Origin of the sequence: Enterococcus sp. HMSC072F02 (assembly GCF_001837725.1) — a bacterium.
Taxonomy (GTDB): domain Bacteria; phylum Bacillota; class Bacilli; order Lactobacillales; family Enterococcaceae; genus Enterococcus_B; species Enterococcus_B lactis.
Genome location: NZ_KV833973.1, coordinates 1 through 235, shown reverse-complemented (window position 1 = coordinate 235; position 235 = coordinate 1). Strand labels below are relative to the sequence as shown.

General features: G+C 52.8%; 2 tRNA genes. Both read right to left on the bottom strand.

From position 1 onward, the window contains the following. Positions 1-42: 42 nt before the first annotated feature. Positions 43-116: transfer RNA gene (locus HMPREF2731_RS12070), tRNA-Ile, on the bottom strand. A gap of 12 nt (positions 117-128) precedes the next feature. Beyond that, positions 129-199 (bottom strand) — tRNA-Gly (locus HMPREF2731_RS12065). Positions 200-235 lie beyond the last annotated feature (36 nt).

The window sequence follows — 235 nt, the reverse complement described above, 5'->3', positions numbered from 1 at the left end:
GGCGGTGTCTTAACCGCTTGACCAACGGGCCAATAAAATAAATGGGCCTAAATGGACTCGAACCATCGACCTCACGCTTATCAGGCGTGCGCTCTAACCAGCTGAGCTATAGGCCCATAAAAACTAAAAGCGGGTGACGAGAATCGAACTCGCGACAACAGCTTGGAAGGCTGTGGTTTTACCACTAAACTACACCCGCATGGCGGTTCCGACGGGAATCGAACCCGCGATCTCC